Genomic DNA, 23,180 nt, shown 5'->3' on the forward strand with positions numbered 1-23,180 from the left:
CTATTTTATTTTAAAAGTCCAAATATAAGTCAATTATTTTTGCTTTATCAACAGGAAATCCTTTAATTTTTGTTAAATCCTCAATACTGTTAATATTCCCTTTCATACTTCTGTATGTCACTATCTCCTTAGCTAACGCGTATCTAAAATAATAAAATTGCGAAAGCTCTTTCAAAGAAATATTATTGATATCTATTTTTTTAAATTCTGGTAATACTGCTATTTTAAAATGAGCATTCAAATTAACGATCACTTCAGGCGACAACCCCCAAACCTCTTGCATTTGATCCATCGAAACAAAAACTCCTAGTTTTTCTTTTTGTTTTAGAATTCGCAAAGAAATAGCCTCCCCAATTCCATAAATTTTTATTAAATCTTCCTTTGTTGCTTGATTGATATCAATTAAAACTATTTTTCCTTTTTTAGTAAAAGCCTGATTGGGGTATTTATTATATTGCTCGAATTTTTTATTCAGTTTCTGGCTCCTTATCCAATCCGGAAACTTAAAATAAGGCGCTATAACACTTAGTAGAGAATCCGAAACTTTAGTAACAGCTTGAAATTCCTTAGCCGAGTTAACGTACTTATTTTCTTTTCTAAAAGCCAATAAACGGTCAATTTCCTGAACTGTCATCCCCAGTCTGTATCCTTTATAGTCTGTTATAAAATTCGGATTGAAAAGAAAAATCTTTGTCTTTTCTCTTTTAGAATCCGTTTTCATGGAATCCATTTCTGATTGTAGCGAAAGCCATTTTTGTTTTTCAGAATATTCTTTTATTGGAATGTTAAAATCCATAAAAAAATAGGCAGACTGCGAAATCAAGATTATAAAAAACAAAATAAAAATACCCGTGCGTTGCTCACGTGAAAAGTTAAAGTAAGATCTAATAATTTTAAAAGTCATTCCACAGCTATACTTTAATATAAGTAAATTTTAAACATCTAACTTCCGTGTAATACCTAAAAATAAAAGTTGACTTATTCAAGGTTAAAATTATAATTAATATATGATATACTTTCTTTCATACCTACAAAATAGAATCAATCTAAATGAATTCTTCAAACACCATCTAATTTCAAAATTCAATAAACTTAAAATCTTGTCCTATTTGAGAAAAAAAATTGTAAAACAACGTTTATTTTATCAGTAAACTTAAATTTTTATTTTTATTTTTTATAAAAAACTATACATTTGGAGCTTAATAACAAACAAAACTATATAACCCATGTCAATTTGGAAAACTAAACCACTGTCAGTACTGCTAAATGAGGCATCAGAATCTGAAAAAGGTTTAAAAAGGACTTTGTCCTCACGTTCATTAGTAGCGCTAGGAGTTGGAGCAATTATTGGAGCAGGATTATTTTCATTAACAGGAATTGCTGCTGCAGAACATGCAGGGCCAGCAGTAACACTTTCATTTATTTTAGCCGCTGTAGGATGTGCATTTGCAGGACTTTGCTATGCTGAGTTTGCGTCTATGATACCTGTGGCCGGGAGCGCTTATACGTATTCTTATGCCACTATGGGAGAATTCATGGCTTGGATCATAGGTTGGGATTTAGTGCTTGAATATGCTCTGGGAGCCGCTACAGTAGGTGTAAGTTGGTCTAGATATCTACTCGAACTATTAAATAAATATGGCGTTCATCTGCCACATGATTTAATATGCTCGCCCTGGGAAACATTAAAACTGAGTGACGGAACTATTATTGAAGGAGGTATAATTAACCTTCCTGCGATTTTTATTGTTTCTATGTTATCGCTACTACTAATTAGAGGAACAAAAGAATCTGCCTCTATAAACAACATTTTAGTTGTTGTAAAAGTAATTGTAGTTATCATGTTTATTGTTTTAGGATGGAGTTTTATAGACACTGCAAACTACACCCCATATATTCCAGAAAACACAGGTGTTTTTGGAGAGTTTGGATGGTCAGGAATTGCTGCAGGAGCAGGAACCGTTTTCTTCGCTTTTATTGGTTTTGATGCCGTTTCTACCGCAGCACAAGAAGCGAAGAATCCACAGAAAGGAATGCCTATTGGTATTTTAGGATCTCTTGTTATTTGTACTATCCTATATGTATTGTTTGCACATGTTATGACTGGACTTGTTCCTTATAATGAATTTGCAGGAGATGCTAAACCAGCAGCTACTGCATTTGCCAGAACCGGATATACGTTTTTACAAACTGGTTTAATTGTTGCTATTTTAGCGGGCTACACTTCAGTGATGTTAGTCATGTTAATGGGACAGAGTCGTGTTTTCTACACAATGAGCAAAGATGGCTTACTGCCTTCTTTCTTCAGTGATATTCATGCGAAATTTAGAACCCCTTGGAAAACAAACCTTTTCTTTATGGTATTTGTGAGTCTTTTTGCAGGATTTGTTCCCGTGAGTGATTTAGGTCACATGGTAAGTATCGGAACATTATTAGCCTTTGTGTTAGTATGTATTGGAGTTCTAGTAATGCGCAAAAGAATGCCTGACGCGCCAAGATCATTTAAAACACCATTCGTTCCTTATGTCCCTATTGCTGGAATATTAATTTGTTTAGCTTTAATGTATTCCTTACCAAACGAAAGCTGGGCTAGACTTGTAATCTGGATGGCTTTAGGAGTTATCATCTACTTTGTATATGGAAAGAAAAACAGTAAATTAAACAATCCAGACAAATAGTTTACATCATTACTAAAAAAGGGATTATGAAGTACTTAAAATACTTTATAATCCCTTTTTTTATTTTAAAGACTTTTATAAATCAAAAACAGAAGTACGTTTTGCACGAACCAAATCCTTAAGCCGCATCCAAAAAGCGAGTGTCAAATAAACAGCAAACCATAATCCCGCGGTAACAAAAGATAAATATATAAAAAAAAGCCGTACACTACTTGCCCGCATCCCTAAGGTATCCGCCAGACGAGAAGATACATGAAAACCGTGTTTCTCAAAAAAAAATTTAAGTCTAATTACTGCTGACATTCTGTAAGTTAAGAATTAGAAACAAAATTACAAAAATTATCGGATTGATTCATTTACTAATTACATTTAATTATTTTTTAATAATTCCATCCCAACGGCACATTCTAAACACTTACTTTTATCACAATATTCATTTTTGAGTTGCAATAAAGTTTGTGAATCAAAAGCACTTTTTGATAAAATTCCGAAAGAATTAAATTTATCAATAACCCCATTTTTTTCAGATGAAACTTCATTCAATAACCGAATTAAATCCTCCGAAATTTCTTTACCCTGACTTTTTGCAAAAGCAAACTGAAGCGGAATTATAGTATTTACAACAATTAAATCAACAAATGGTTTAGATAGTTTTTTGTTTTTCTCTGGACTTTTTTTATCAAATTGGTAATGGTTAAACCAATATTCTGAAGCAGCAACTTCAAACAAATCATAACTGCTTTTTAAAGAATTTAGAACACTTATCTTAGAAAATAAATTTTGCTCATTATGGAATAAATTAGCCAATTGAGAGAGTCGTATCGTTGGAAAATTATCAGGCCGATGTTTGAAAAATTGAACAGGCGCTATATAACTTCTTTCCAATTGATATTTATGCGCTAAATAAAAATACCTGAATTTCAATTCTTTGAAATAATTATCTTCTTTTTCAAAATCCAATAAACCGGCAGTCCCAAAAAGCAATGCTTCGAGATTATCGACCTCAAAACATTCTTTTCTGATGATCGAAAAAGGGATTTTTTTTGCAATTTTTAAAAAAATTTCACCATTTGTATTCAAACCAAAATTTTTAGCCAAAAGACAAAACAAGACCGCTTCCCAATCTTGATTGGTTTGTTCTAACAAATCAAATATCGGTTTTGATTTTCTTTCCAAACGCTCAAAAAACAAGCGTTCCTGCCAGTTTTTGAATACAAATTCATCAATTTCTTTAATTTGTTTTTCGCAAAAAATCCATGATTTTGGAGCTACTAAGGATGCATAGTTCTCTATAGTACTTTTTTCAACATAATTTTTAAGTTCCAAAACTGGAATTTCACTGTTGTTTTTTCTAAAAATCTCTACATCATGTTCCCAAACCACATGCAAAATAACATTTTCATATCCTGCATCCTGTTCGTGATGATGCACATACCAGTCCGACGATTTAAGATGAATTTCGACATTCCCTGCCCATTTTTGACTACCAATAGTAATTTGAGCATTAAAAAAATCAGGACCTGCCACTTCAAGATATTGTCCAACATTTATAATTGTGATTTCCTCATTGTTAAACGTTTTTAAATTCAAGGCATCAAACTTCTTGAACTTCCAGAGGTAATGGAGGAAATCTTCTTTCATAATTAAGACATTAGACTGAATACTAAAGTAGTAAAAAAGAAACAAAAATTATCAAAATTAAAAAATGAAATACAGATTTCACAAATTCATAGAAAATCACTTCCGTTAATTAGTAAAGTTTATGTTTGCTTTATCTTCTTAAATACAATTTGGCGCAAGCCCTAGCATCTGACAAAGCTTCATGATGATTCAAGGCAATATTCATTTCTCGGCAACAATCACTCAATTTTGTGGGTTTTAATCCTTTGGCTTTGTAAATTTTTACAGTACATTCCCATCGAGAAGCTATATTCAAATCAGCATAATTTAAATTATATAACGCCATGGATTTAGCTAAAACGTTTCTATCAAAACTTTCATTGTGCGCCACTATTACTCTGTTCTGAAGACGCTTTTGAATTTCAGGATAAACTTGAGCAAATGATTTGGCGTTCACCGTATCGCGTGGGTGTATGCCATGTACTTGAATTGTAAAAGGAGAATACAAATTATTTGGTGGCTTAATTAAACTAACAAACTCATCTACAATTACTCCATTTTCTACGGTAACTATCCCTACTGCGCAGGGATGAAAAGCGATTGCAGTTTCAAAATCTATAGCAGTGAATGTCAATTTGATTTAAAATTTAAGGTTAACAATTTGCAAAAATACTATCATTTATAAATGTTCAAAGCATTCTACAACTTTCTTTTCATTTCTTCCTACAAACTCACTGGTTCTGGAATTTTCACGTTTCTGTTGATGAAGAATACGTGCAGATTACGCAACAAATATATAATCTAAAAAAACCTGCAGCGTTAAAACATTGCAGGAATACAGTTTGGAAATAAATTTAGACTAGACTTATTTTATCGAACCAATGATATCATATTTAGTAATAATATGATGATTGCCATTTTCTAATTCAATCAGAACGGCTTCATTTTCTTTTGTAAACAATCGAGAAACCTCTTCAATTGAAGTTCCAAATTTGACTATTGGAAATGGTTTTCCCATAACTTCTTTTATAGGTTTATCAGCAACATCTTTGTCAGCAACATAACTTTGAAACAAATCGCTTTCATCAACAGATCCTACAAATCCAGTAACGTCTATAACGGGAATTTGAGAAATCTTATATTTACGCATTCTTTCAATAGCGTGCGAAACTAATTCTTCGGTACGCACCACAATTAATGGTTTATCAATATGATCTTTGATGACATCTTCGGCTTTAGTAATTACTTCTTCCAGAAAACCACGTTCACGCATCCAATCGTCATTGAACATTTTACCCACATAGCGGCTTCCCGAATCATGAAAAAGAACCACAACAACATCTTTGGGTTTAAAATGTTCTTTAAGCTGTAACAATCCTTTTATTGCAGCTCCAGCTGAATTACCTACAAAAATCCCTTCTTCAAGAGCGATTTTACGAGTATATACTGCTGCATCTTTATCCGTTACTTTTGTAAAACCATCAATTAAAGAAAAGTCGACATTCTTTGGTAAGATGTCTTCTCCAATACCCTCAGTGATGTAAGAATAAATTTCATTTTCGTCAAAAATTCCCGTTTCATGGTATTTTTTAAACACAGACCCATACGTATCAATTCCCCAAATTTTAATATTTGGATTCCTCTCCTTCAAGTATTTTCCCACACCTGAAATAGTGCCTCCAGTGCCAACACCCACAACAAAATGAGTAATTTTACCACCCGTTTGTTCCCAAATTTCAGGTCCGGTTTGCTCATAATGCGCTATAGCATTAGAAGGATTATCGTATTGATTTACATACCAAGAATTGGGTGTTTCTTCGGCTAATCGTTTGGAAACGGAATAATAAGACCGAGGATCTGTAGGCTCCACATCTGTAGGACAAACTACTACTTTAGCTCCTACTGCTCGAAGGATATCCATCTTCTCTTTGGACTGTTTGTCTGAAATCACACAAATCAGTTTATACCCTTTTATAATAGCTACTAATGCCAATCCCATACCCGTATTACCTGAAGTGCCTTCAATTATAGTACCGCCTGGTTTCAAGTTTCCATTTGCCTCAGCGTCTTCAATCATTTTTACGGCCATTCTGTCTTTTACGGAATTCCCAGGATTGAATGTCTCTACTTTGGCTAGTACTAAAGCATCCACTTCAGAAGTTACTCTATTCAGTTTAACTAACGGAGTGTTACCTATTGTCCCTAATATATTTTCTGCGTAGCGCATTATAGTATGAATTTAAGATTGTAGTTTGTTGTAAATATCTCTGCAAAGATAGTATTTTGTTATAAATATTTCTTGTTATCTACATTTTACGTTCTGGATAATAACCGCATACAATACTTGCTTTATTTAAACAGATAAAGATATGGTGCTGGTACGATAAAACACCCTAGAAATCTATTTTAAAGTTGTAATTATAAAGAAAAAATTAATTGAAGAAGTTCCAAATTAAACCAAATCGAATGGTAAAATCACGCGATGGATTATTGGGAGAGGCATAAAAATTATTCCCCGTAAGAGAAGAGTTAAAATGTTCTGCTTTGAAATATATTCGCGTTCGTTGAATTTTTGCATTTATGAAAAAATCAAGATTTGGATGATTTCCAATTTGTTTATCATTTTGCACAAAAAATTCACCGATAATAGGATTATACTCATTGGCATAATAGCTGGAAAAATAATTTAGTGAGATGCCTGTTTGCAGAAACAGCGCTTTTCTAAACAAATAATTAGAGTAATAAAACGTATTACGCGTTACAATTTCAGGAACGTTCAGAATCGCGTCCTGTTGCGCTGTTTTTTGATATAAAATAGTATTATCTAAAGCAAATTTTCCGAACTTCAACTCTCTGCTAACTTTAACAGACAAATAATTTATGGTACCATCATATTGTGCGGGCGTAACAATTTGCGTTTGAGCAAGTGTTTGAGCTGAATTTGAAGTATTATTAAAATATAAATGATCCTTTAAAACTGAAAATTGTAATTCAGCATCAACCCATGGCGAGATGGCATTGGCCTTAAATGTATTTATTTTTTCGTTTTTGAAATCATTAGACCAATTGTATTGCACATAACTACTTTGGTGTAAATTATAATTATTATTTGGTAGTTTATTTATATTTTGATATTGAAATACCAATTGAACTTCATCATTCAGGTCATATTGTAACTTCGCATCTAAATTAGATAGAGACTGTGTTGTAACCGATCTGGAATACAAAAATTTTCCGTTCCATTTATTGAGTCGGTACTCATATTGCCCACCTACACTGTTAATTTGTTGACTGAATGCGCTTGGTATGCGTCGATCATCAAAAATAAGTATCTGATTGTAGTAATAATTAGATCTGAAATCATCTACAAAAAATTGAAAATTCCCTAAAGTAGTATTCTCATATAATACTCCGACTCTATTATACATTTTATTGTAACGGGTTTGATCATTAATACCACTGCTAAGGAATGAATCCCCAAAACGAAATACTATTTCACTACCCACAATTGACGGAACAGTGACCTGATTGTATTCAAAAAATTTATTTTCATAATTAAATTGGTGTGTCAAGTATAAATTATTAGTCCCTTTTTTAGGATTGATCCTAAAATTATGATCCAAAAAAACTCTTTTCCCTTTTAGAAATGACTTCGCATCATTAAAATAAACTTCAAATCTTTGACGGTTGTTATAGTTTGGGTCTTCACTTTCAAAATCCCCTATGGTTGTTATTCCACCATTTTCTTCATTTAAAATATCTTGGAAAGTGAAATGTGCTTTGGCAAAATATCGTTTATTTTTGGTATTGTAACTAGTGGTAAATCTGAAATTTCCCGTACTAGACAATTGATTAATATACTCCCCCTCAGAACGTAAACCTTTGTATGCAATAGAAAAATTAAGATTTTTAGACGTGTTTAAGGTAATAAAGGCATCCACAGATTGTCCTTTTCTTACGGTAGTTTTAAAATACAATTCAGTTACGGGAGTTGCAACAGAGTAATATCGTATTTGATTCGCTTCTAAAAAATTAAAATGCTTTGCTTTAAAACCGAATTCCGGAAACGGTGAAAAATCACTTAGGCTATATTGTAAAGTATTATAAGTTTGTCCATCATTAGCAAAAGGTAAAAGTCCAAAAATATCTTTTCGTAAATAATTGTGACTGTATTCTTTTTGAATGGTAAGCGAGGTGTCAATATAAGTGGTGTCCTTATCGATTGTAATCACTTTATAGAGATCAATGGTTGCGATTTTTTCTTTTTTCTTTTTAATAGAATCAGTCCTGTTATATTTACTATCCTGACTCAAATTTACACTCTCTTTTTCTTGAGAAAAAAGTAGCAAAGGCAATACTAAACTATAAAACAAAAAAAATATTCTCATTTGAAAGTAATCTAATTAGTCAATTTGAAAAAAATTAATCAAGCAAAGGTATATTATAAATGCCTATAAAAAAACATACACTTCCGTTGGATATTTTTTTATAGGCATTTATATTATCTATTTTTTTATAAACTTTAAATTAAAAGTCCTATCCGAACTACTAAATTTGATAAAATACAAACCAGAAGTTAAATCAGAAACTTTAATATTATTTTTTTGTTCGTATTTAAACGTACGAATCAATTTACCAGATAAATCATAAATTTCTATGTCGGTTGTTGAGAAAGCTACCGGCAAATCAAAAAACAGAATTTCTTGAACAGGGTTAGGATATAATTTAATTGTATTACTGTCATCAAAATCTGTCAGAGACAAAGTCATATTATTTATTCCTCCAGCAATCAATGAAAAATCTTGAGTACCGCCATACAAATTTCCCTTATTTGTAACTTGAATTGTATATATTCCGGCAGGAGCATTTTCAATGAATACTTTTTCTATGTTATCCACATTATTATCAGAACTTTGAGTAGCAGCACTGTTTAAAGAAGTAGGATCTAATTTCCAAGGAAAATAAACAGTACCAGATTCATTTATAATTTTAAGATCTAAATTATTGACCAAGTTAGTTGTTCGGTTATCCTCTATTATTGGTGTAACAACAGCACCCAAAGCAACAGGATCAGTCCAAGCTATAGAAACATTTAATGCCCTTGGAGAAGAAATAAAGATCTGTTTAGTAAAAACAACTTTGTCTGTTAAACTCGTTTCTAAAATCAATGAAGTCTTTCCGTTTGAACTAATTAGTTTAGCTGCTTCTTCTCCATTGGCTAAGCCCCATCCGTATGAATAATCAGGCCCCATTGAAAACCCTGCTTCATCTGCGGTATGACACAACAAACCACGAGCTGTTGCGGCTTTCATAAATGTAGCATTCAAATTATTATAATGCTGCTGCAACAACACAATTAAGCCTGTGATTGCCGGAGCCGCCATTGAAGTGCCACTTAACGTTTCATAAGTATTATCATTTGGTCCGTTGCATGAATATACACCTACTCCTTTAGCACTGATATCTGGCTTAATCCTCCCATCATCAGTAGGTCCGTAATTACTAAACGAACTCATTGTCACGCTCGATGGACCTGTATAATTTAAAACTGAATTAACAGCTGCAACGACAATTGTATTTTTAGATACGGTTGCTCCCGTAAGCATATCAAAACCACCTTTAGCTATTATTTGTGGGTGGTCCCCATTTCGCGAATTACCTGCTGCAACAACAATTTGATAATACGGAAAAACCTCTGAAATTTTATCAAAATCTGACGAGGTTTGATCATAATAACCAAATCTGGCACTCGCGAAAGAATTTGAAATACCATAACCGTATGAGTGATTTGAGACTAAATACCCCTCACCACCAAAACTTGTCATTTCTTCAACATCACTATCCCAAAAAAAAGTTTTTGCTTTTGCTTGATATGCTAGACCTCTAGCTCTAGCAACAACACCTGATCCAATTATGGTACCAGTAACGTGCGTAGAATGAGCGCTAGGAGATACTGCTCCATCACCAAAAGAAACCTTTGCCCCAGAAAACTCCTGATGTGTTCCCCGGACTTTTCCGCCATCCCAAACTCCAGCTGTAATGCCAATACCAGTTAAATTAAGACCTAAAACACCGTTAGGCTGCAATGAATTTGCGCGAATGGTAGCAGCAGAAGCGTCGTTTTCGATTGTGTAAAAAATAGGTACACCATCATAAATACGCTGGAGTGAACTTGTTTCCGAATCTAGCAACTTATACTGAAGCTTATAATTGCGAATTTTTCTTTTTTGCTCCTTATGCACTTCAGATGATTTAATAATAAAATTACTAATTTTTTCATTGTCATAGGACTGTGTAATTTTCTTTCGTTCTTCTATGGTTTGTGCAGTAGCAATTTGAAAAATCAATATGCAAAATAATATTTTTTTCATTTATAAAAATTAAGTATTGACTTTAGTATACTATTGTTTATTAAAAAACTTGAAACAAAAAACCTCCCAAATGGTTAAAAAAGGGAGGTTGTTTGAAAATACTAAATGAATAAATTAGTATCCAGGATTTTGTTGTAAATTACTATTCAAATCTCTCTGAAATTGAGGAATAGGAAGTTGCCATTTAAAACTACCTGCAGGAATTGTTAAAGCAGTAGCTTCAACTTTAGTACCAAGACCACTAGCGTAATCACCCTCCACAGCGTTTCTCACCATTGCTGAACCTAATCTTTTCAATGTAAAGAAACGATCCATTTCAAAAGCAAGTTCTAATCTGCGTTCCAGTAAAATAGAATTCAATAACGCAGCTCCAGTTTCATTTCCAGAAACGAAAGCCGAATATCTTTGAGCTCTTACAGCATCAAGGAATGCTAAACCTCCACCATTAATTCGGTACTGAGCCTCAGCTATATTTAAATACACTTCCTCTACACGCAGCACTTTTATGTCAACAATAGCTGGATTACCAGTAAGACGACCAAGATATTTGATAACGTGATTATAAGGTATTCCATTAAAAGGACTTGTAGAGATGTATGCAGCCTTTCTAATATCGGTTGTTTGGAACAAATCAGAAAAACTCTTAGGCACAACAAACTCAGAACGAACACCACTTGCAACTGTCTGATTATATACAACACCAGGAGTTACACCATCTACTTGATCAATTCTAAGTTTAAACAAAACACCAGAAGAGTTTACATCTTTCCACAAATTTACAAAATTAGCTCTTGGGCAAACTGCATTTCCCGCTATAGCGAGATTTCCATATTGAATAACCTTGGGAAAATCACCTAAATAAAGATACACTCGAGACAATAAAGCATAAACAGCCGCCTTTGATGCTTTTCCAGAAGCAATCGCATTAGTTGTACCAATTTTATCAGCAGCTATAAGTAAATCATCTATTACTTTTTTATAAGTAGCTTCTACCGTTGGCCTAGACGGTTTAGAAAAAGGTTCAATTACATCTAAGTAATACATCCCTAAAGAAGCATTAGCATCAGGTGCCTGAGTAGGAATTTTAGAATAAATTCTAACTAAATCAAAATTATTTAATGCTCTTATAAAACGAGCCTGTCCTTCTATATTATCTCTAGCAGCATCTTGAGGAATGATATTAATATTATCAATTACTCTAGTTGCAGTTTCGGCAGCTCTGTAGGCACTAATATAATAATTAAAATGAGAACTATTAGGCACTGAAAGCAATCTAAAACCATCTGCATTAGATTGACGTCCTTCTACTTTAAGAATTAGATTATCAGTCATCACTTCAGAATCGATAACAAACTCAGAGCCGTAACCTCCATCACCTCCGTTTTTTATCATGTAGCTGTAGGCTCCGGTTAACATATTCTCAAAATCAGCAGCGTTACGTAAAACAATGGACTCACTGATGGCATTGTAAGGTGCGAATGTTATATCTTCATCGTCGCATGAATTTAATACAAAAGACAAAGCGACAAGGTAAATTATTTTTTTCATAATTATTTTAATTATAAATTAATTGATACTCCAAAAAGGAATGTTTGAACATTAGGATAAGAATACAATGCGAATTGTCCAGGTACTAATAATCCTGTTTGACTCTCTGCACTACCGATACCTACCTCAGGATCTCCATTGAACTTAGACCATGTGAATAAATTTTGCATCTGAGTGTAAATTCTAAACTCATCTAATGGTAAATTAGGGAATGCTTTCTTTGTGAACTTATAGCCAATATTTAGATTTCTAAATCTAATATAACTTGCATCCTCTAGAAAACGATCTGATTCAAGATTAGAATTTATACCTGACAATTGTCTTGGTGCCGGTAAAGAAGCTGTAGTATTAGTTGCAGTCCAATAATCAAAAGCAGCAACAGCCTGATTTCTATTTGGTGCAGCACCATCAGCAACCATATTTTGCCACATGTAATTGTACGTGTAGTTACCTTCTTTAAATACAAAGTCAGTTGAGATGTCAAAACCTTTGTAAGCAAATTGCATTCCAAAACCACCTTCATATTTTGCATATGGAGTTTTACCAGTAAAAGCTCGATCACCAGCACTATAAACGTCGGTAACAGTACCATCTAATTTTGTATACATTGCGTGACCATTTGTAGGATTTACTCCTGCATAAGGTACAAGAAAGAAATCATCAGGTGAACGACCCACTTTATTCCATGTTAAACCTCTTGAAAGTTGATTATTAGGATCCCCAGGGCGGTTTAGTTCATTAATTTTTCTATCAAAAACAGCTGCATTAACGTAAAAAGACAAAGTTGTATTTTCATTTTTGATAGCAAATGCTTTCAATTCAACTTCGGCTCCTTTTGAAGTCCAGTCACCAGCATTAATAAGGGTTGAAAATGCAGTTCCAACAGTCGTATTATCACTGTATATGAAATCATTTCTTTTATCTTGAAATATTGAGCTTGAAAACGTCAACCAATTGTTAAAAGCAGCAGCTTCGATACCAACTTCATATTTTTCTGCTTTTTCAAACTTTAAATTATTATTTCCAACTGTACTTCCTGTTAAAACAGTTCCTATATTACCTCCATATTGACTGGTACTAAATAAACTTTGAGCAGTATAGCTTCCTATTCCATTTGTTGAATTTAGCTCTCCGTAAGAGGCTCTCAATTTTAAATTGTTAAGCCAAGTAACATTACTCATGAACGACTCTCTAGTAACATTCCATCCTACAGAAGCTCCTTTTGCAAATTCATATTTATTGTTACTTCCCAGTACAGATGAACCATCTTGTCTACCATACAACGAAACTAAGTACTTACCATCAAAATCATAATCAACATTTGCAAATATACTTACTGTAGCGTTTTCAGTTCTTCCAGTGCTAGGAACTCCAACTACCGCAGTACCTGCTGTAGGCAAATCTCCATTTACATATCCTTTTCTAGTTAAGGAATATGACCTGAAATTTGACTTAAAGTACTCATACAATACAGTAGACTCAAAGTTATGCTTATTATTGATACTGTATTTATAACTCAAACTATTTGTCAACTGATATTCTAATGAATCCCAACCGTTATCAGTTTTTTGACCTCTAGCAGTAGGATCACCCACAATTAAATCTAAGAATGACGAAGGCTTAATAAATGATTCACGTTGGTATCTTTCGTAATTCATATTCATCTGGGTCTTGAATTTTAAATCTTTTATAATTCCTAATTCAACATACGGACGACCATATAATCTAAAGAAACGACGTTGCTCAGTATTATTAACTATTGCTTCTTGAATTGGAAAACCAGCAAGTAAACTTGTATTGTAAACCGGGTTTCCTAAAACATCATTAATTACATTTCCATTAACATCTCTAGCAAAAAAAGGCTCGTAAGGGTTGTAATCATACATTGCTCTAATAGGGCTTTGTGCATTATTACGATCTCTTGAATCATTAAATTTCTCATAAGAACCCCCAATATTGAAACCAATTTTAACATTTGGATTTGCAGTATACTCGCTATTATACCTAGCCGTAATTCTATTAAAACCCTTCAATTTATCAATAATTCCTGAATCTTCCGTATAACCTACAGACATGAAATTAGTAAACTGCTCATTACCACCTGAATAAGAAATATTACTATTTTGAACAAATCCTTTTCTAAGCAAATCATCTTGCCAATTATGATCATATGACCTTAGCAGTGCCACTTGAGCAGGTGTTTTCCCTATAGACCCTCCTTGACCAATTAAACCTTCATATCGGATTTTTTCATCTGCGTTCATCATATCAAATGGATCCGCAATTTTTTGAGTAAAACCAAGAGAATTATTAAACTGAAATTTAGCTTTTGCATTTTTACCTTTTTTAGTAGTAATTACAACAACTCCATTTCCACCGCGAACTCCATAGATAGCAGCAGAAGCACCATCTTTTAGAATCGAAACAGATTCAACGTCATTTGAACTTAAAGCGGAAGCTTCTGCCCCACTAACAAAAGCACCATCCACTACATAAATAGCCTCAGCTGTACCACCTGTAATACTTACCGCTCCACGTACAGTAACAAAGGCAGCAGCACCCGGCTTTCCATTAGCGGCAGTTACCTGTACTCCCGCAGCTTGACCTTGCAAGGCATTCTGAATAGTCAAGGCAGGAGACTGCTTAGCTATTTCATCTGCTGAAACAGTTGAAATAGAAGAAGATAATTTTCTTGAATCTTTAGAGAAATACCCTAAATTTGTTTGAACAATTACCTCATTTAAACTTACTCCATCTTGCATTGTAACATTAATGGTATTTGAACCGCCTACTACCTTAGTAGATTCAGCCATACCCACAAAAGAAAAAACTAACACGTCTCCACTTTTAGCTTTTAAAGAATACTTACCATCGAAATCGGTCTGTACTCCCGACTTAGTACCTTTAATTAAAACATTCACACCTGGAACAGGACCAGATGCATCAGATACTACACCTGTAACAGTTTTTTCTTGTGCGAACACAAATTGCATTGACATAGCCAGTAGCAATGAAAAAATCCATTTGAATTTTGATCTCATATTAAATTTGTTTTGAATTAGTTATTTCACAAACTTCTTAATAATTTCTTAAAGAAACAACTATTTATGAAATTTAACACATTATATTTTTTTTACCATTCCTGATAAAAAATTGAATATGCCAACATAATTATTACATTATGTTTAACTATAGATAGAAAGTTGTGCTTAAAGTGATGTTTTTACCAAAAAAAATTTAAATGAAAAACTAATTCTTTTAACAGCAAATTTAGAATAAGAAATTAAAGGGCAATAAATATGGCTATTACTGCTCATCTGTAACATTAATCTTAAATTTAAATTTAAAAAAACATCTTATGTTAATGTTATTACACAGACAATCAAAAATATGAAAATAGTCATTTAAATTTTAAATAACTACCCCCCTATACTGTCCATCATTTTGTATTTTCGAATCTAACAGACTTTTTTTTAAGAAGTTGGTTTCAAAAAAATATTATTGAAAATTAAGAATAAGCAATCAACAAATTAATTTTTTAAGAAAGAACATTGAATCAGCAAATAATGTGTTGCAAATTTTAACCAAAAAAGGTTGCAGAGTACGAGTACTTACAACCTTTTTTTGATAACATATAAAAAGCAACTTTACTTATCCAATACTTCATAAGCAGAATTCATACTCTTGAACTCTGGTACAATTTTTTTCATTTGTGCTACAATTGCATCGTTAGTAAACAAATTAGAAATACGAATCAACTCATTGATATCCGTATGCAACCCTTCAAACTCTTCTTGAATTTCTTGCGCGATCATGATTTTGGCATGATGCGTAGGTATTGATTTTGAGGTATCATTCAGTAGCTCCTCGTATAATTTTTCACCAGGTCGTAAACCAACAATTTGTATCTTAATCTCTTTTTCAGGAATAAACCCAGCCAATTTTATCATTTTTCTGGCCAAATCAATAATTTTAACTGGTTTCCCCATATCAAAAATATAAATTTCACCTCCATTTCCCATAGCACCTGCCTCGAGTACCAGTTGACAGGCCTCGGGTATTGTCATAAAATACCGAATAATATCCTTGTGGGTAATGGTTAATGGTCCCCCTTCGGCTATTTGTTTAGTAAATAAAGGTACTACAGAACCATTTGACCCTAAAACATTTCCAAAACGAGTCGTAATAAATTTTGTGGCTTCTGGACCTTTCGCAATCTGATCTTTTAACTGCAGGGACTGGACGTATTTTTCAGCAATTCTTTTACTAGCTCCCATCACATTACTTGGATTCACCGCCTTATCAGTGGAAACCATGACAAATTTTTTAACGTTATACAAACACGCTAAATCGGCAAGATTTTTTGTCCCTGCAATATTAGTGAAAATTGCTTGGCACGGATTTTCTTCCATCAGTGGCACATGCTTGTATGCCGCAGCATGAAAAACAACCTGAGGTTTATACGATTTAAAAACCATATCCATAGCGGCTCTATCTCTAATATCTCCTATAACCGTACGTATTTTCACATTCGTATTAATACTATCTGTTTCTAATTTTAAATGATGTAATGGAGTTTCTGCCTGATCTAAAATAATGATTTTTTTAGGATTAAAAATCAGAACTTGTCTTACAATTTCACTACCTATAGAACCTGCTGCACCAGTAATTAATATTACTTTGTCTTTTAACTGATTTGATATCGACTGACTATCCAGCACAATAGGCTTTCTTTCTAAAAGATCTTCAATTTGTATGGTTTTCACTTTTTGAGAAATCTCTTTTTGGTTTTCCCAATCCGAAATTAGGGGCACTGTATAGACTTTGTAATTATATTCTAAACATTGATCAACAATAATAATTTGTTCCTCTTTAGATAAAGCCTTGTCCGCTATAATAACTCCTTCTGCTCCTATAGAACGCATTAATGCCGGCAACTTTTTCTTTTGCACCAGAATAGGAAGATCCAACATTCGTTTGGATGCATTTTGATTTTTCTTGTCTACAAATCCAACAATTTTGAAACGACATGGAGTTTCAAATTTTAATGCATTGGCTACAGATATTGCATTCGCATCCGTTCCATAAATTACAGTCCGTATTAAATTTTCATTACTTTTTTCCGAAAAATAAAGTTCAAAAGTTTGTTTAACCACCACCCGATATAAAAACAAACCACAAAAAGACAGTACGATATTAATGAATATAGCCGTATTCAAAAATGCTTTCTGTCCATAATACAGTTCAAATATAAAATTAAAGATAAGGAATAAGACAAGCACAGCCATTTGCGAAAATAATAGCTTTACAGCATCGATATAGGATGAATGCCTAATAATTCCAGAATAGGTTCTGAACAACCAAAAAAAGAAGATATTAATTCCAAAGAGAGCGGTTATGAAGCTGAAGCTGTAAGGTGTAATTATGTAGTCTAGCCCCGTTCCTTTAAATATTAGAATCGTAAAAAAAAACGACAGTACTAAAACTGAAAAATCCATCATAATAATAATCCATCTGGGCAGATAGCTCAAATTATGAATGTTGAATTTCAAATTCTCTCTCGAAAAAAAATTCGATTTTATTCTGGAAGGATCCGCGTTGTTAACATCACTCAAAGTAGTGCTTTTAAATTTATTTATAAATCAAAACAAAAATAACATTTAATATGTTGATAAATGAAAACAAATCAATTCTATTCTATTTTTTGCATATAAAATTACTAAAAACTTGATTTTAAAATTCTTACAGTTTATTAAAATATAACTTTTGTAACAATATTATCTTATAAAACGACTTATATGGTAATCTATTAGTAAAAATAAACTCTAAAACCGTTCTTAAACTATAATTTATCTCTAAATTACTCTTCCTTTAGATTCTAACAGCGCTCCATAATATGCGTTTAACATTGTAATAACTACTATTAAAGTACCATTTGTTTTATGAATTAATCTAGATTTATACTCATTAGAACGATTTTATTTTAAATATTTGCAAAATAACAGATTTAATCTTTTCGCAATCCTCTTTAGTTAAATTTGACATTCCTACAACAAATTCAAAAATGCTAACTTTTATAAATACAATAACCCAATAGCAATTGACTATTACTTTGTGAACTCTGATCTTAACCCCGAAATACTGATCAATTGAAATTGATCAGTACGTAAAAATTAAAATAATTGCATACATTTGCGCTATGTTTTCAATTTTTAAATCTAAACCTGTGCTGAAGGATCTGATTCCGGAGCATCATATTGACATTCATTCCCACTTATTACCCGGTATTGATGATGGAGCCCGGACATTTGAAGACACGCTACGACTTACAAAAGCACTTCAAGGGTTTGGTATTTCCCAATTCATTACTACACCACACATCATACAACATGTCTGGGAAAATACTCCCGAACAAATTCTCATTAAGAAAGCTTCTACTATACAAGAACTAGAAAAGAATAGTTTAGTAGTTCCTTTCAAAGCAGCTGCTGAGTATTTAATGGATGATGAATTTGTACGTCTGTTTCATTCAGACAATTTATTGACACTGAAAGGCAGGCATGTATTAGTAGAGATGTCCTATATCAATGCACCTATACAATTGTATTCAATACTTTTTGATCTACAAGTGGCAGGGTACATTCCCGTACTAGCACATCCTGAACGTTATCTTTTTTATCACAATAACTTTAATGAATACACTAAACTTATAAGAGCAGGATGTTTATTTCAGCTTAATATGTTATCCATCGTGGGTTATTATGGCGCAGCCATTACTAAGATAGCAGAAGAATTACTGCAAAAAGGAATGTACACTTATGTAGGTTCAGATGTGCATCATGATAATCACATTGCAGCTTTTGATCAAAAAATAGTAATTAAAGACTTAACTCCATTGAAAGAAGCGATTGCCAATAACCAATTTTTTAAATTTGAATAAATACTCAAACTGGCAATGTTTTTTTAATGAAGTGTGTTTTATTTTCAAGTTCCAATAATTGCTTATTTTTAACTATAACCAAAAACAAACAATAACTGACTTTTATTTTATCCTAATCCCATCGAAGCAAAAAAAGAATACAAAATCTAACTTAAAAATAAACTATGCATGAATTTATGCTATTCTTAAATCCTGAATTAAAAGGGAATTTATAAATTTTTCACAACATGATTTTATTAATTTCTGAACGACAATAGTAAATTCAGCAAATAAACTATTTATAAGCCTTTACTCCCAATACAATATACTATCGCATACTATAACTAACAATCTTTTATATAAAAATAAGTATTTAAAATTTCTATTATTGGTTAAGTTTTTGTTTCAATAATCCCAAAAGGTATTCCCCATACCCTGATTTTTTTAAGGGCTCGGCTAATGCTTTTAGCTGCTGTTCTGAAATAAACCCCTGTCTCCAAGCAATTTCTTCAATGCAACCTACTTTCAATCCTTGACGCTCTTCAATTACCTGAACAAATTGCCCCGCCTGCATTAAGCTATTAAAAGTACCGGTATCTAACCAAGCCGTTCCTCTACTTAAAATCCCCACTTTTAAGCCTCCTTTTTCTAAATAGACTTTGTTCACATCAGTAATTTCATATTCCCCTCTCGCGCTTGGCTTAATATTTTTGGCAATTTCCACCACTGAATTATCATAAAAATACAAACCGGGTACCGCATAATTTGATTTGGGTTTTAAAGGTTTTTCTTCAATAGAAAGCGCTTTAAAATCAGCATCAAATTCAACTACACCATACCGTTCCGGGTCTGAAACGTGATACGCAAACACAACTCCTCCTTCAGGATTCGTATTAGACTGCAGCAATTCATCCATATTAGCTCCAAAGAAAATATTATCTCCTAAAACCAAAGCCACACTGTCTTTCCCTATGAATTCTTCTCCAATAACAAAAGCTTGTGCTAATCCATTAGGAATGGGCTGTTCCGCATAACTGAAGTGACATCCTATTGATGCTCCATCTCCTAATAATTTTTTAAAATTCGGTAAATCATGAGGGGTGGAAATAATTAATATTTCATTGATTCCTGCCATCATCAAAGTAGATAATGGATAATAAATCATGGGTTTGTCATAAACTGGCATCATTTGTTTGCTCATAGCAAGCGTTAATGGATGCAAACGGGTTCCTGAACCCCCAGCTAATATAATTCCTTTCATATTCTTTATACTTTGTAACCCCCAAGATAACGAACCGTTAAGGGTTTGATTTTTTATATTAAATAACGATCAAATTTTAACTGATAACTATAAAAAAGAATCACTGATACCAGAAGAATAACTACTTAACAATAAAACGTAGTCACTGATTACTAATTATACTGTTTTTCATAATACGAAGTATAGGCTCCAGAAGTGATATTACTCAGCCAAGTTTGATTTTCCAAATACCAATTCACCGTTCTTTCTAACCCTTGTTCAAAAGTAACCGAGGGTTTCCATCCTAATTCTTTGTTTATCTTACTGGCATCAATAGCATAGCGCAAATCATGCCCTGGGCGGTCTTTTACATACGAAATTAACTGTGCCGAAGTTCCTAGTGGGCGACCTAATTTTTCATCCATGATTTTGCACAGCAATTGCACCAAATCGATATTTTGCCATTCGTTAAAACCTCCAATATTATACGTATCCTGATTTACGCCTTCGTGAAAAACCAAATCAATGGCAACGGCATGATCTTCTACAAATAACCAATCTCGGGTATATTTCCCATCGCCGTAAACGGGTAAAGGTTTGTTTTGAATAATATTATTGATAAACAATGGAATCAATTTTTCAGGAAAATGAAAAGGTCCGTAATTATTAGAGCAATTAGTCAACACATACGGTAAACCATAGGTTTCGCCATAAGCCCGCACAAAATGATCAGAACTGGCTTTCGAAGCGGAGTATGGAGAATTTGGGTCATAAGCAGTTGTTTCTGTAAACAATCCTTCGGTCCCTAAACTGCCATAAACCTCATCGGTACTGATATGGTAAAAACGTTTTCCTCCATAATTTCCATGCCAAGTACCCTTAGCCGCATTCAATAAATTCATGGTTCCAATAACATTTGTTTTTACAAACGATAACGGATCCGTTATAGAACGATCTACATGGGATTCAGCAGCTAAATGCAAAACTCCATCAAACTGATGCTCCGTAAATAATTGATCTATAAATGCCGCATCAACGATATCGCCTTTGATGAAAGTATAATTGGATGCTGCCTCAATATCAATAATGTTTTCTAGATTTCCAGCATAAGTCAAAGCATCCAAATTAAAAATTTGATAATTAGGATATTTATTAACGAAAAGTCGTACTACATGAGATCCGATAAAACCAGCACCTCCAGTGATTAATATTTTCTTCATTATTATTTAATTTTTGTTCGTTCAAATAATTTAAGCACTAAACTCTAAACATTTTTTCAGACTTTCCGTGTATTGAGGTATACTAACTCCATATACACATTTAATTTTTGTCTTATCTAATAAAGAATAAGCTGGACGCTTGGCTGGGGTAGAATACTCCGATGAGGGAATACCGTTCACTTCACAAGTATATCCTCTTATTTTCTGGATAGTCAATACAAACTCGTACCAACTGATTTCGCCTTCATTGGAATAATTATAAATCCCGGGAATCCAATTTTTTGACACTACAATATCCATCATTACCTGAGCTAAATCGGCGCCATAAGTTGGGGAACCAACTTGATCGTTGACCACACTAATACTGTCACGTTCTTGTAACAATCGCTGAATGGTTTTTACAAAATTATTTCCAAACCTACTATACACCCATGACGTTCTAATGATAATTGCATCGGGATTTACTTTTAAACAAACTAACTCTCCCGCTCTTTTGGTTATTCCATACGCATTAATAGGTTGCGTTATCGCTTCCTCGGCCAATGGGACAGATGATGTTCCATCAAAAACATAATCAGTAGAAATATGGATTAATTTTGTTGTATTATCTTTGGCATATTGAGCAATAATACCAACGGCCAAGTGATTGACAGTATCAGCTAATTCAGTTTCTGTTTCCGCTTTATCTACTCCGGTATAAGCACCACAATTCAAGATTATATCTGGTTGTATCTTTTTTAATTGGCTAAGCAACACTGAAAGATCATCCAATGAAACTTGCACTCTATCTGCAAAAACCCATTCAAACTGAGCATAATTATTGGACAACACCTTTAATTCCGAGCCCAATTGCCCGGTGGCTCCTGTCACTAAAATTTTTTTTCTATTATTCAAAAGTCCAGTCGATTTGATTAAAGTTAGGCAATAGCAAATCCTTTTCAGAAACAATAACTTCACTAGAATCTAATTGCCAATCAATCGCTAAAGAAGGATCATCAAAACGAATTCCTCTTTCACTCTCTTTATCATACAATTGATCTACTTTATAAAGTACCGAAGCCGTTTCACTCAAAACCGAAAATCCATGAGCAAATCCGGAAGGAACTACCAATTGTTTTTTATTGGCTGCACTTAAAATCACACTAACATGCTGTCCGAAAGTTCCCGAATTTTTACGTAAATCTACCGCTACATCAAGGATTTCTCCTTCTAATACCCGTACTAATTTAGCTTGTGCAAAAGGGCTAATCTGCAAATGCAATCCCCGAATCACACCTCTTTTCGAGAAAGATTGATTGTCCTGTATAAAAGAATAATTGATATTTTTTTCTAAAAATTGGGCTTGATTATACGCTTCAAAAAAAGAGCCTCTTGAATCTTCAAAAAGCCTTGGAGTAATAATTACTAAATCTTTAATAGGTGTTTTTTCAATAGTCATAATCAATTTTATTCTATAAATAATTTGTTATTCGAATTTTTTTTGCTGTTTTTAATTCGTTTATCTTTTTTTCATTAAATCCTTTCTAAAATAAAATAAGTATTTAAAAATCCGAAGTGTCTACAACCCAAAAAAGTTTAAAATAG

General features: G+C 33.0%; 16 protein-coding genes. 2 read left to right on the top strand and 14 right to left on the bottom strand.

The genetic code is table 11. From position 1 onward, the window contains the following. Window positions 1-10 precede the first annotated feature (10 nt). Window positions 11-796 (bottom strand): ComEA family DNA-binding protein, encoded by a 786-nt coding sequence (locus ACNQF9_RS12310; RefSeq protein WP_417990307.1) that lies wholly within the window; start codon window positions 794-796, stop codon window positions 11-13. Between the two features lie 430 nt (window positions 797-1,226). Here ACNQF9_RS12310 and ACNQF9_RS12315 point away from each other — a divergent pair, with 430 nt between their 5' ends. Next, the gene (locus tag ACNQF9_RS12315) at window positions 1,227-2,678 is read left to right on the top strand and encodes an amino acid permease (protein WP_417960983.1); all 1,452 of its coding nucleotides are present in this window, start codon (window positions 1,227-1,229) and stop codon (window positions 2,676-2,678) included. Window positions 2,679-2,753: 75 nt separating this feature from the next. Here ACNQF9_RS12315 and ACNQF9_RS12320 read toward each other — a convergent pair whose 3' ends face one another. The 9 genes from ACNQF9_RS12320 to ACNQF9_RS12360 all read right to left on the bottom strand — a co-directional run bounded on the left by ACNQF9_RS12320 (window position 2,754) and on the right by ACNQF9_RS12360 (window position 17,832). Beyond that, window positions 2,754-2,981, bottom strand: a complete 228-nt coding sequence (locus tag ACNQF9_RS12320; protein WP_417960985.1) for a PspC domain-containing protein — start codon at window positions 2,979-2,981, stop codon at window positions 2,754-2,756. A gap of 66 nt (window positions 2,982-3,047) precedes the next feature. After that, complete coding sequence (locus ACNQF9_RS12325) at window positions 3,048-4,319, bottom strand: DUF2851 family protein (protein WP_417990308.1); 1,272 nt, start codon at window positions 4,317-4,319, stop codon at window positions 3,048-3,050. A gap of 130 nt (window positions 4,320-4,449) precedes the next feature. Beyond that, window positions 4,450-4,932: a 3'-5' exonuclease gene (locus ACNQF9_RS12330; RefSeq protein ID WP_417990309.1), complete on the bottom strand. Its 483-nt coding sequence runs from the start codon at window positions 4,930-4,932 to the stop codon at window positions 4,450-4,452. A gap of 231 nt (window positions 4,933-5,163) precedes the next feature. Further along, complete coding sequence (locus ACNQF9_RS12335; protein ID WP_417960991.1) at window positions 5,164-6,525, bottom strand: pyridoxal-phosphate dependent enzyme; 1,362 nt, start codon at window positions 6,523-6,525, stop codon at window positions 5,164-5,166. 205 nt (window positions 6,526-6,730) lie between these two features. Next, window positions 6,731-8,686, bottom strand: a complete 1,956-nt coding sequence (locus ACNQF9_RS12340) for a putative porin (protein ID WP_417990310.1) — start codon at window positions 8,684-8,686, stop codon at window positions 6,731-6,733. 117 nt (window positions 8,687-8,803) lie between these two features. Then, window positions 8,804-10,669: a S8 family serine peptidase gene (locus ACNQF9_RS12345; protein ID WP_417990311.1), complete on the bottom strand. Its 1,866-nt coding sequence runs from the start codon at window positions 10,667-10,669 to the stop codon at window positions 8,804-8,806. Between the two features lie 114 nt (window positions 10,670-10,783). Continuing rightward, window positions 10,784-12,217 (bottom strand): RagB/SusD family nutrient uptake outer membrane protein, encoded by a 1,434-nt coding sequence (locus tag ACNQF9_RS12350; protein WP_417990312.1) that lies wholly within the window; start codon window positions 12,215-12,217, stop codon window positions 10,784-10,786. Between the two features lie 11 nt (window positions 12,218-12,228). After that, the gene (locus tag ACNQF9_RS12355) at window positions 12,229-15,258 is read right to left on the bottom strand and encodes a SusC/RagA family TonB-linked outer membrane protein (protein WP_417960998.1); all 3,030 of its coding nucleotides are present in this window, start codon (window positions 15,256-15,258) and stop codon (window positions 12,229-12,231) included. A gap of 606 nt (window positions 15,259-15,864) precedes the next feature. Beyond that, entirely contained in the window at window positions 15,865-17,832 is a 1,968-nt protein-coding gene (locus tag ACNQF9_RS12360; RefSeq protein WP_417961000.1) for a polysaccharide biosynthesis protein, read from the bottom strand. A gap of 584 nt (window positions 17,833-18,416) precedes the next feature. Here ACNQF9_RS12360 and ACNQF9_RS12365 point away from each other — a divergent pair. Next, window positions 18,417-19,157, top strand: coding sequence for a tyrosine-protein phosphatase (locus ACNQF9_RS12365; protein WP_417961002.1), 741 nt, complete (start codon window positions 18,417-18,419; stop codon window positions 19,155-19,157). 364 nt (window positions 19,158-19,521) lie between these two features. On the opposite strand, the gene rfbA is transcribed toward ACNQF9_RS12365, so the two are convergent. The 4 genes from rfbA to rfbC form a co-directional block, all read right to left on the bottom strand. Continuing rightward, window positions 19,522-20,397 (bottom strand): glucose-1-phosphate thymidylyltransferase RfbA, encoded by an 876-nt coding sequence (rfbA, locus tag ACNQF9_RS12370; RefSeq protein WP_417961004.1) that lies wholly within the window; start codon window positions 20,395-20,397, stop codon window positions 19,522-19,524. A gap of 152 nt (window positions 20,398-20,549) precedes the next feature. Beyond that, window positions 20,550-21,596: a dTDP-glucose 4,6-dehydratase gene (gene rfbB / locus ACNQF9_RS12375; protein WP_417961006.1), complete on the bottom strand. Its 1,047-nt coding sequence runs from the start codon at window positions 21,594-21,596 to the stop codon at window positions 20,550-20,552. Window positions 21,597-21,626: 30 nt separating this feature from the next. Then, window positions 21,627-22,490, bottom strand: a complete 864-nt coding sequence (gene rfbD, locus ACNQF9_RS12380; RefSeq protein ID WP_417961008.1) for a dTDP-4-dehydrorhamnose reductase — start codon at window positions 22,488-22,490, stop codon at window positions 21,627-21,629. Beyond that, the gene (gene rfbC / locus ACNQF9_RS12385; RefSeq protein WP_417961009.1) at window positions 22,483-23,034 is read right to left on the bottom strand and encodes a dTDP-4-dehydrorhamnose 3,5-epimerase; all 552 of its coding nucleotides are present in this window, start codon (window positions 23,032-23,034) and stop codon (window positions 22,483-22,485) included. Before rfbC ends, rfbD begins: the two co-directional genes overlap by 8 nt. Window positions 23,035-23,180: the final 146 nt, after the last annotated feature.

This window comes from Flavobacterium amylolyticum, assembly GCF_048284335.1.
GTDB lineage: Bacteria > Bacteroidota > Bacteroidia > Flavobacteriales > Flavobacteriaceae > Flavobacterium.